Origin of the sequence: Acinetobacter rudis (assembly GCF_000829675.1) — a bacterium.
Classification (GTDB): Bacteria; Pseudomonadota; Gammaproteobacteria; order Pseudomonadales; family Moraxellaceae; genus Acinetobacter; species Acinetobacter rudis.
In genome coordinates this window covers 17,960-27,180 of sequence record NZ_BBRX01000021.1, presented here as the reverse complement: position 1 = coordinate 27,180, position 9,221 = coordinate 17,960, and the positions used below count along the sequence as shown (strand labels likewise).

At 33.5% G+C, this 9,221-nt stretch carries 8 protein-coding genes and 1 pseudogene; 3 read left to right on the top strand and 6 right to left on the bottom strand.

Going from position 1 to position 9,221, the window contains the following annotated elements; genetic code table 11:
• The first annotated feature begins 71 nt into the window (after positions 1-71).
• Positions 72-1,214 (top strand): annotated as a pseudogene (locus Aru01_RS05135) (IS3 family transposase).
• 36 nt (positions 1,215-1,250) lie between these two features.
• On the opposite strand, the gene Aru01_RS05130 reads toward Aru01_RS05135, so the two are convergent.
• From Aru01_RS05130 to Aru01_RS05110, 5 genes are read right to left on the bottom strand one after another with little or no spacing between them, the layout of a single operon-like run.
• Entirely contained in the window at positions 1,251-2,864 is a 1,614-nt protein-coding gene (locus Aru01_RS05130; RefSeq protein ID WP_016656263.1) for an SAVED domain-containing protein, read from the bottom strand.
• Between the two features lie 2 nt (positions 2,865-2,866).
• Complete coding sequence (locus Aru01_RS05125; RefSeq protein ID WP_016656264.1) at positions 2,867-3,367, bottom strand: Mov34/MPN/PAD-1 family protein; 501 nt, start codon at positions 3,365-3,367, stop codon at positions 2,867-2,869.
• A complete protein-coding gene (locus Aru01_RS05120; protein WP_016656265.1) occupies positions 3,352-5,010 on the bottom strand; it encodes a ThiF family adenylyltransferase in 1,659 nt (552 codons plus the stop codon). The genes Aru01_RS05125 and Aru01_RS05120 overlap by 16 nt, the downstream gene beginning before the upstream one ends.
• 9 nt (positions 5,011-5,019) lie before the next feature.
• Positions 5,020-6,033: a nucleotidyltransferase domain-containing protein gene (locus Aru01_RS05115; RefSeq protein WP_016656266.1), complete on the bottom strand. Its 1,014-nt coding sequence runs from the start codon at positions 6,031-6,033 to the stop codon at positions 5,020-5,022.
• A gap of 42 nt (positions 6,034-6,075) precedes the next feature.
• Positions 6,076-6,384, bottom strand: a complete 309-nt coding sequence (locus Aru01_RS05110) for a hypothetical protein (protein ID WP_040331207.1) — start codon at positions 6,382-6,384, stop codon at positions 6,076-6,078.
• Between the two features lie 107 nt (positions 6,385-6,491).
• Between Aru01_RS05110 and Aru01_RS05105 the strand changes: the two genes are divergently transcribed.
• Entirely contained in the window at positions 6,492-7,742 is a 1,251-nt protein-coding gene (locus Aru01_RS05105) for a hypothetical protein (RefSeq protein ID WP_016656267.1), read from the top strand.
• 132 nt (positions 7,743-7,874) lie between these two features.
• Here Aru01_RS05105 and Aru01_RS05100 read toward each other — a convergent pair whose 3' ends face one another.
• Positions 7,875-8,645 (bottom strand): hypothetical protein, encoded by a 771-nt coding sequence (locus Aru01_RS05100; protein WP_040331208.1) that lies wholly within the window; start codon positions 8,643-8,645, stop codon positions 7,875-7,877.
• A gap of 281 nt (positions 8,646-8,926) precedes the next feature.
• Between Aru01_RS05100 and relB the strand changes: the two genes are divergently transcribed.
• Complete coding sequence (gene relB, locus Aru01_RS05095) at positions 8,927-9,112, top strand: type II toxin-antitoxin system RelB family antitoxin (protein WP_016656269.1); 186 nt, start codon at positions 8,927-8,929, stop codon at positions 9,110-9,112.
• Positions 9,113-9,221: the final 109 nt, after the last annotated feature.

The window sequence follows — 9,221 nt, the reverse complement described above, 5'->3', positions numbered from 1 at the left end:
AGTTAGATTTTGGACTGCCACCACTCTCCTAGACAAATATCGTCTATTCTTTTTGCATAGGAGAGAACATTATGAGTGGACAACGCTATACCCCAGAATTTAAAGATGAAGCTGTTAAATTGATTACTGAACGTGGATATTCTGTCACTGATGTCGCAGAACGCTTAGGCGTCTCACAGCACAGCATTTATAAATGGCTAAAGGGCGTACAGCCTTTACGCAATAACCTTGATGAACATGAACTACTTGAGGCAAAGAAAGAAATCCTGCGCCTTAAAAGTCAGCTTAAACAAACTGAAGAGGAACGGGATATCCTAAAAAAGGCCGCAAGGTACTTTGCAAGCCTGCCAGAGTGAAGTATCAGTTTATCCTTGAACACAGCCATCAGTTTAAGATTAAAACGTGTGTCGGGTTCTTAAGATTGCTCGTGCAGGCTATTACGCTTGGTTACATGAACCCGAATCAAGCAGAACCATTGAAGACAAACGGTTATTACAACTTATACGTTCTTCTTATGAAGCCAGTTATGGTATCTATGGGTATCGTCGCATTACTCTGGATCTTAAAGAGTTGGGTGAAAACTGCGGGCCTAATCGTGTGCTGAAGATCATGAAGAACAATAGCATTGCCGCTGTTCGAGGATATAAAAAGCATAAGAGTTATGGCTGTAGTCGTCCTCAAATTGTTCCACCAAATCACTTAAATCGAGAGTTTGTTGTAAACACGCCTGATACCTCTTGGGTGACTGATATTACCTACATCCGTACCTGGCAAGGTTGGTTGTATTTGGCTGTAGTTCTTGATTTATATTCGAGAAAAGTAATTGGTTGGTCAATGAAACCTACTCTTGCGAAGGATATCGTTTTGGATGCTCTTCTTATGGCAGTATGGCGACGCAGGCCAAATGAGTCTGTGATCATACATTCAGATCAAGGCAGCAGTGGAGACTGGCAGAAATTTTGTCAGAAGCATAACTTAATACCCAGCATGAGCCGTAGAGGCCTTGCGCAGTATACTGCTCATGGGATAATGCTGTTGCTGAATCCTTTTTTAGCAGCTTAAAGAAGGAAAGAATTAAAAAGAGGATCTATAAAACACGAGAAATGGCTCGTGCAGATGTGTTTGATTACATCGAGATGTTTTACAATCGAATCAGGCGTCATTCGCATCTCGATGGGATGAGCCCAGAAGCCTTTGAGGCAGCTTCAAAATGAGGCTGTCTCGTGTCTAGGAGAGTGGTGGCAGTCCATTTAGATTATAGAAACTTCATTCTTATTGCCATTATTGTGAATCTGAAGTCTTGGGATCATTGTGTTTTGAGAAAAATCATAAATAACCATTTCGGGGTGATGTAGATCAAATGCTTGCCCAAACCATATGCAAGCAGCATTCGATGCACATGGTAAGACATGAATCTTAGAAATACCCCGATCTTTTAGCCTATGTAATAAAGCATGAATGTCTTGCATGAAGCTGAGGCCTCGTTCAGGGTTTCTTATTGCCCCATTCCCCATATAGTCAGGTTTAGCGGTAATATTGATAATCGGATGCCCCAATTCTTTAGCTTTACTCTTAGAAGACTCTGGTTCAGCAGTTAGATTTAATTTTATAGTTACTTCGGCGCAATTTTCAATCGTTTCGAAGCCCTTTATATCATAGGCTTTTTCATTGCATAAAGGATTTGGCCACATCCAACAGCTCCCATCTCTATACATTAGCATAGGGATAAATTTCCCCTTATTGCCTAACTTACTTCCCAAAGCGATTAGGCAAGGCATAGGGCCAAAGCCAAAAATTGCTATTTTCTTATCATGTGATTTTGCTTGTCTAAGTAATTGATAGATTTGACATTCGAAATCTTCTAAGAAGTGATACTTATAAAAGTCATCAGGAACAGCTCTTAATTGTACTAATGATGGTTCATGAATTAAATCTTTGTCTTTATGAAGGATTGCTTTTAAAGGGCGAAGACAGTTAGCTACATCAAGTCTGGATGGCGAATTGGGGATATTTTGGTTTACAGGCCAGAAAAATAGATAGACCGGCATTGGACTAAAGCTGAGAGAATCTAATAGGTCCTCACATTCAGCTATAAAATTTTGCCTCATTTGAGACAAATATGGGGCTGTATACTCTGCACCGGCGACTTTATCAATGAGTCTATGATGTTTTTCACATAATAATAAAATATTCGTTGGATCATCTGATAGTTGATATGAGAAGAAGGGAATGCCTCGAGTTGAATTTTCTGATGCTGCAACATTATGAGCTAGTACTCCATAAGTACCCATTACTCCTGTTATTTCATCGATGTCTAACTTAAGGCCACAACCTCTAAACATACATCGGCCATGACTGGAGCGATAAACTTGATTTTTATGTTTTTCAAGTAAATCATCACCTCTACCAGTAAGTAGCTCAAAATCAAAAATTCTGTTGATAAAGTATTCTAATTTGTTGACAGCTTCTGATTTTTTTTTTGGAATAAAATTTTCATCTTTAATTTCATCCTCTTGAGAAGAAGCTAAATTCCATATTTCTTCTAACTTTTCAAAATTAAGAAGGACATCAATATCAAATATGGAACCTTGAAGAAAGCGAGTGTAAATGGAACGATTCTTGGCAATTAATGATCGGATAAAAGTTAAAGTATTATCTTGATTGAGAAGTATACGGAAAAAACTCTTAGGGATTTTATCTTGCAATAAGACAAAAATTATATTTTTACATTTCTCATCGATCAATATACCTAGTGAATCTATAGGAATGTGCTTTAAAATTTCTTCTACATATTTTTCTGCATTTGATAAATCATCTATTGCAGGTAAAGAAGTCTGTGTACTTAAGGATTGATCTAGTTGCATTTTTACTTTAACTCAATATGACCTAAAAAATTAATATCAGTATTTTTATTGCTAATCCAAATTCCAGTTTTTACTCTACCAATTATTAAATATAAAATTGGATGATGAAGATTAGTAATACCATTTAGTACAGTATTTATGTCTTTCAAATCAGTTGGTGAGGGGGTGGGTATATCCTCAGGATGTGTATGCCATAAGCCTAAAAAATTATAAATTTTTTCAGAATCGTTCCAAGCTTTTATCAAAGCTTTTTGATGGGATTTTGACCTAAAGAAAGATGTACGTGTTTGGCGATCTCCTTCCATAGGGGAGGTTAAGCTTTCAATTATTTTAGCCTTAGTTTCAATGTCAGTTCTTCCAATTAGAATGCCCCCAGATTCTCGAGAATCTGATTCTGATTGTATAAATTGCTTTAAAGCATTTAAAACAGTTGTTTGAAAAACAAAAACTTGTTCTGTAGGAGCTTCACATTTTAGTCTCCCTTGGGTTATGTATTGCAACATGGACATACTTCTTTGTAAATTTCTTTTATACTCAATATATTGATGCCATTTGAGGAACTTACTACAGCATAAAAGGGAGTTGTCATTACTCCATTTTTGTTTGCATTCTGATGGTTGCCAGAAAGAGAAACAAAACCTAGTTGTTGATTTAAGGCATAGTCAGAAATATAGCTCGCTAGCTTCATACAATTCAAAGAAGAGAAGGGGGTAAATGCTCCAGCACATCCTGTAATATTTTTAGCAATTAGCTGTCCAGATTCTATAAATTTGTATTTAGGTGTCAGACTTTTATTTAAATTTTCATCAAAATATAGGCAGTTTAAACAGCCTAAATTTTTATTATTAAAGGAGATGAAGTGTCCACCTAAATCATAAGGTTCTAGCCAGCCTGTAATTATTTGAATAGTCATATCTAACTCATGAATAGTTTTTATGATAGAAATCTCAGTAGGAGTATGACCGACTGCTAAGATGATAGTATCTACATCTTCAGGAATTTTTGATTTTGTCCATTGCTCACCATAATCTATGAATGGTGAAATGATCAATCCTGGTCTTTCTGCTAAAAGTTTCTTAGCTAAAGAAATCGATTTATAGGTATTAACATACTGCAAACCTAAAGAATGACGATAAATATTATCTGTTTTTAAAAATTCTGGATCGATTAGAGAAAATTGATTTATACCCGTTTGAGCTAATATTTCTGCAATCTTTGAACCTAATGCTCCACATCCGATAATAGCTACATGTCTGGCTTTTTTCTCTTGCCCAGTTCTATTTAATAAATAATCGACCCAAGCTCGTTGAGTTAAAGATGCTTTAAAACCGTTAAATGAAACTTTTTCTTTAAAGGAATACCAAATGGCATAAGAAAGGACCAGATAAGCAAATCCGTGCCCATTGGGAATACCTAATAAGACATAATGGTTACCTTGTTTTAACAAAGATTGTCTGTTTTTATCGAGAAGGCTATTAATAATTTTTAGAAAATCATATTCGGTAAATTGATCTCCTATGTTTGGAATAGGAAAAATATAAGCATCATCTAATAATACCTTATGTACTTTTACCTTTGTCAGTTGTGAACGGTTTGTATAAGCATTATTATCAACATCAATTTGCTCTAATACTTGATGATTTCCTTTTGGTGATTTTTTTAACCAACCAAATAACTGTGATGTCAGAAGAGGATCACAATGTAATATTACATCTTGGGTTATATTTTGAATGTTACCTAAATATCCTTCTAACTCGTTATACAGGCTTGTTCTGTTGTTTAGCTGAAGATTATCAAAAGATTGTTTTAGTATATGTATAGCTTTTTCAAAAAATAAAGAAATAAGTTCTTTATGTTTATTGCCTTCAAAATTTTCACCTTGATGATCAGTAGTACAAATTTGCCCACTTTGACTTACATGGTCTAAAGCGGGCATTGGTCGTGTCAATACGGTAAAAATTGGAGGTGTCGTCCAATTTGCTCTATTTTCGAAAGTTAAACCGAGACAAACTTGTTGAACATCAATGAAGAAATCAAAGTTTAAACTAACCCAATTATTAGAATTTTTTGTAACATGGATATTCTGAGCCCCAAGTTCACTTAATAAACTTTTTATAACTTCTAGCTTTTGGGTGTCGTAAAACATTGAATTTTCCTATGCAGATTTGCCTTCCTGAGTGTAATAAGTTTGTGTCACAGGCTCCGACACTTCATGTATTTCAGGAATAGGAAATTCAGTACCAAAAGTTTTATTTAAAATTTTGCAAGCTTCTAATGTGTCGAGTTCCTCATTTACTGCTTCTAAAGAGGACTTTAAATCTTCAATTTTTGATTTTAAGTACTCCATTTGATTTTTAGTCAATTTTTCGAGCAAGTCTACTCCTTCATGTGCAGGTAAATTAATTACGAGTCTGAAGTAAGGTTCACTAGTTTCTGGATCAATACTAAAGTGAATGAATTCATTTAGTAATTTATTTACTATAGAAAGTAATACCTTATTATCATTGTCATAATCTTCATCTGTTATATGTTCATATACAGCTGAAGTAATGGCAATACTCTTGAAGTAATCTAGACCTTTCTCATTTCGCCATTGTTTCAAGTAACGAGTACATCGTCGAAATTGAAGACGTAAATCTGAATCATCTTCAAATTTGCCCAAAATTGTATTGGTAAGTTCATTAGGATTTGAAATATCCCAAGTCTTAAGGTCTTCTGATGAGAATTCCTTACCTCGCGCTAGATACATATTGCCTTTGTCATCTTCAGTGTAAATGGGCAAATCTACATGATAATCAGGTATACCATTTTTGAGATAAGTGACAGTTACACAAGGTCGTTTAATTGTTACAGTTCGATTTCTATGAGTTAAAGCATCTCTAACAATTTTTTTAATTTCTACTGAACCATATTCTTCTTTGTCACAATCTAATAAAACCCCAACATCAATATCATAATCTCCATTCCTCGGCTTAATCCCTGTACCCAAGGCATAACTACCTTGATTAAAGTATTCTACAAATTGAGGGCCATTAGGATCTTTCTTGAGTTCATCTTTTAAGGCGCTAATCAAAAGGTCACGTTTTTCACGTAAGGTACTTTCTTCATCATAACGTCCTAATCTAATATTTGTGTGGAACTTAGCATAGTGTTTCTGTGGATTCGCCATATTTTGTATATTCCTGTAGTCTTTTTGTATTTATGGAGTTCTCTACAAAGTAATACAAGTCAAAGCTTTAAAAAAATATGAAATTTTTCTAAAGACGCAGAATATGCCTTGTAAGCCAAGGCTAATGATATGATAAGCAATGGCTTGTTGTGCCCCATCTGTCGATGACAAGATGGCTTTACCACGTTTTTGACATGATTTCCTTAATGATTTCAGCTTTGAGCCGCTATATGCATAACTGGCCAAAATGGTAAATTGGGCGTAAGTAGGGATTTTTTCTTCAATGCCTATAGGAGTACGTAATTCTGGATTTTCAGCAGAAGCTTTAATTTTGCTATACGTTATCGTCAATACTACTTATTGAATTGGATTGATGTTTTGCGACAGTTTGTGTCGTCCATGCCTTGTTTTATTAAGCATGCGCTTTATTATTAAAATCTTTTTAGAGATAATTTAATATGAATTTAGGCTTAAAAGAACTTATAGCTAAAATTGCTCTTTCCTCATCAATAAAAGAAGCAGCAGAATTATACAAAATATTTGAGGGTATATTAAAAGACTATGTTTTTATCTTAAGTTTTGACAAATCTTCAGCTGCTATTCCTGGTCTTGCAGTAGATAAAAATTTTTCAAAGACAGGTGCCATAAGAGGTTTATATAAATATAATAATGTATTCGTTTTAAGTGGAAAAACTGTTGATTCCTTATTATCTGGGAAGAAGGAGGAGATTCCAATTGACTATTCTATATCTTTGGATACACAAGCTGTAAGTTATTTATATTCATATTTTTTTGATAGAAATAATAATAGATTGCCAGGAGATCTGGATGAACTTTTTAGGTTTATTATAGAGCCAGATGTAAATGTTGATCCTATCCCTCACTTGACGGAGAACACATATAACTTAAAATCTGGTGGTAATTTAGATGAAATCTACAATGTTAAGCTTGCTTATGAGATGTTTAGAAATTTGGATGTTGAGGCATTTAAGAATGAGAATAAACTAAAATTTAATAAAACTGAATTTGAGATTCAACAAATAGCTCAACAGCAAATGTCTCAAGAAATATTTAGGTTAACTAATGAACAGTTTAATGCTGAGTATGAAAGAATGTTTCATGAGCAATATTTAATTATTTTAATAATTGCTATTATTAGATGGAAATATAGTAAAAAATCAATTTATACAAAGATTTACACGTACTTTGAGATGAATCAAAAGTATCTAGGTTTGATGTCTGTCCGTGATGCAAATCTTGCATATGCTATTTTTTCAAATAAATCTAATTTCTTTGGAAAAATTCAAAAGAATTCTGATGAATTGGTTAGAAAGATGAAAGCTATGGCATGGGATATTTTTCATTTTAGATATTTAGAGAAAGCATCTACATTTTCTCTTAGTGAAAATGCGGATTATTTCTTTCCTGCATTATGTAGCTTTGATAACGAGTTTGTTAAATTAATTGATTTTTATAAACTTAGTGGGTTGGTTTATAATAAGGAAGACTCTGATATTTATCCATTTTATGCTTTTGGTATGGATGATATGATAGAGCTAAGTGATAAACATAAAATGCAAATTCAAGAGGCATTTTTTACATCTGATGCTATTATTGAAAGACAAAATACTTGTGAAAATAAAAGAATGAGATTTAATCAGTCAGTTCTTGAACTAGAAGAAGAGCTTTTTAATCTTAAGAAACAATAATATTTTATTTGTTAATAGGGTTATTAATCTAGCCTTTATTTCTTGGAAGTTCAAAGCTGATTAGAAAGTTATCTACTTTTGAATTAGGTAGCTATTTTAAAATCCTTCTAATTAATTGAATGAAAGTAAACTTTATTTATCTTTAAGTAAGGGGAATTTACGCTTTTTAATCACTTTAAACGACTTTTTATTAATTGGTTGAGTGGTTGCTGTTTTCATAACTTTGGGAACAGCAATCGGAATATCTTGCTTAATCAGTTTAACCTCTCCATTCTTAATTTTGACATAAATTTTATGTACAATAGTATTATGCTCCTTGATTAACTCATTCTTACTCACGCATTCTTTATATAGTTTTCTAAATGATTTCACAAAATCTTTCACTGTAGATAAAAGTTCTTCTTCATCCAAATGTATATCTGTCAATGCTTGAGGTATACTTTCTTTTTTAATTTCAATGTAATGTAGTGGAAATTTTGCAACAATGTTAGGGGTGGCAAGTGTTATAAAATCATAGCCATGATAGGGAATGATTGCATATTTTGTCTGTTTTTTGGAAGGATGTTGGATGTAACCTTGAACAACAACTTCACCTTGATTTAACAGTTTGTTTAAATAGAAATCCTTGGTCTGATTTTCTACAAATCCAGTTTTTCTGTATAATTTAATTAAATCGTTGAGTTCTTGTTTTTTATTTTTGTCATTTTCCGTAATAAGCTCTAATTTTTGGCTCGATTGAATGAATAATGCATGATGATATTGTGCAAGTTTAGATGTCCAAATCAGAATTTGAGCAAGATTTTCAGGCATAGTAATAGGAATATTGCTCAAATCAAGTCTTTTCATAAGAGTAAGTTCCTCTTGATTAAACTCTTTTTGTAACAAACTTGTGTAAGTTAACATGATCGCACCCGTATTTTTGAATAGCCCTTCATCTATAATTTTACCCTAAACAACCATATCCCCAAACTCATCTACAGATCTAACTTAGGACAGAATTTTTGCAATTTCTTAAGCCTTTCTTTTGAATGTAACTAATTTTACTGATAGGCAGATATTGGTATAATGCGGAGGAGAGGCGGAAAATTATTGTTGTTAATGTCTCATAATGAAATTTATGCAATTGACGGGTGTCTTCTTAAAAGCCTGTTAAAGTATGTCTACCTGGTAAATGAGATAAGCACATGAATATCATTTTTGACCCTATTGTGTCTGAATTTGATAGTTCCGAACACGAAGCAGCATACAATGCATGGTTTAGGGCTAAGATAGAAAAAGCATGTGCTGACCAACGGTCAGCGATGCCACACGACCAAGTCGTTGCACGCCTAAAAAAGCGTCGTGAAAAACGAGAAGCAAAAGACTACTAGTTTCAAGAAGTACTCTGATTACCGCAATATTTTCTGTGATTTACTCGATACTGGTGAGTCTTGGTATTAATCGAGTTTATCACTTGATGCGATGCAAGGAATTGAAATC

Coding starts and splice junctions, on each gene's coding strand:
- Aru01_RS05130 (WP_016656263.1), bottom strand. CDS start 2,864: ATGCAACTAGATCAATCCTTAAGTACACAGACTTCTTTACCTGCAATA.
- Aru01_RS05125 (WP_016656264.1), bottom strand. CDS start 3,367: ATGTTGCAATACATAACCCAAGGGAGACTAAAATGTGAAGCTCCTACA.
- Aru01_RS05120 (WP_016656265.1), bottom strand. CDS start 5,010: ATGTTTTACGACACCCAAAAGCTAGAAGTTATAAAAAGTTTATTAAGT.
- Aru01_RS05115 (WP_016656266.1), bottom strand. CDS start 6,033: ATGGCGAATCCACAGAAACACTATGCTAAGTTCCACACAAATATTAGA.
- Aru01_RS05105 (WP_016656267.1), top strand. CDS start 6,492: ATGAATTTAGGCTTAAAAGAACTTATAGCTAAAATTGCTCTTTCCTCA.
- Aru01_RS05100 (WP_040331208.1), bottom strand. CDS start 8,645: ATGTTAACTTACACAAGTTTGTTACAAAAAGAGTTTAATCAAGAGGAA.
- relB (WP_016656269.1), top strand. CDS start 8,927: ATGAATATCATTTTTGACCCTATTGTGTCTGAATTTGATAGTTCCGAA.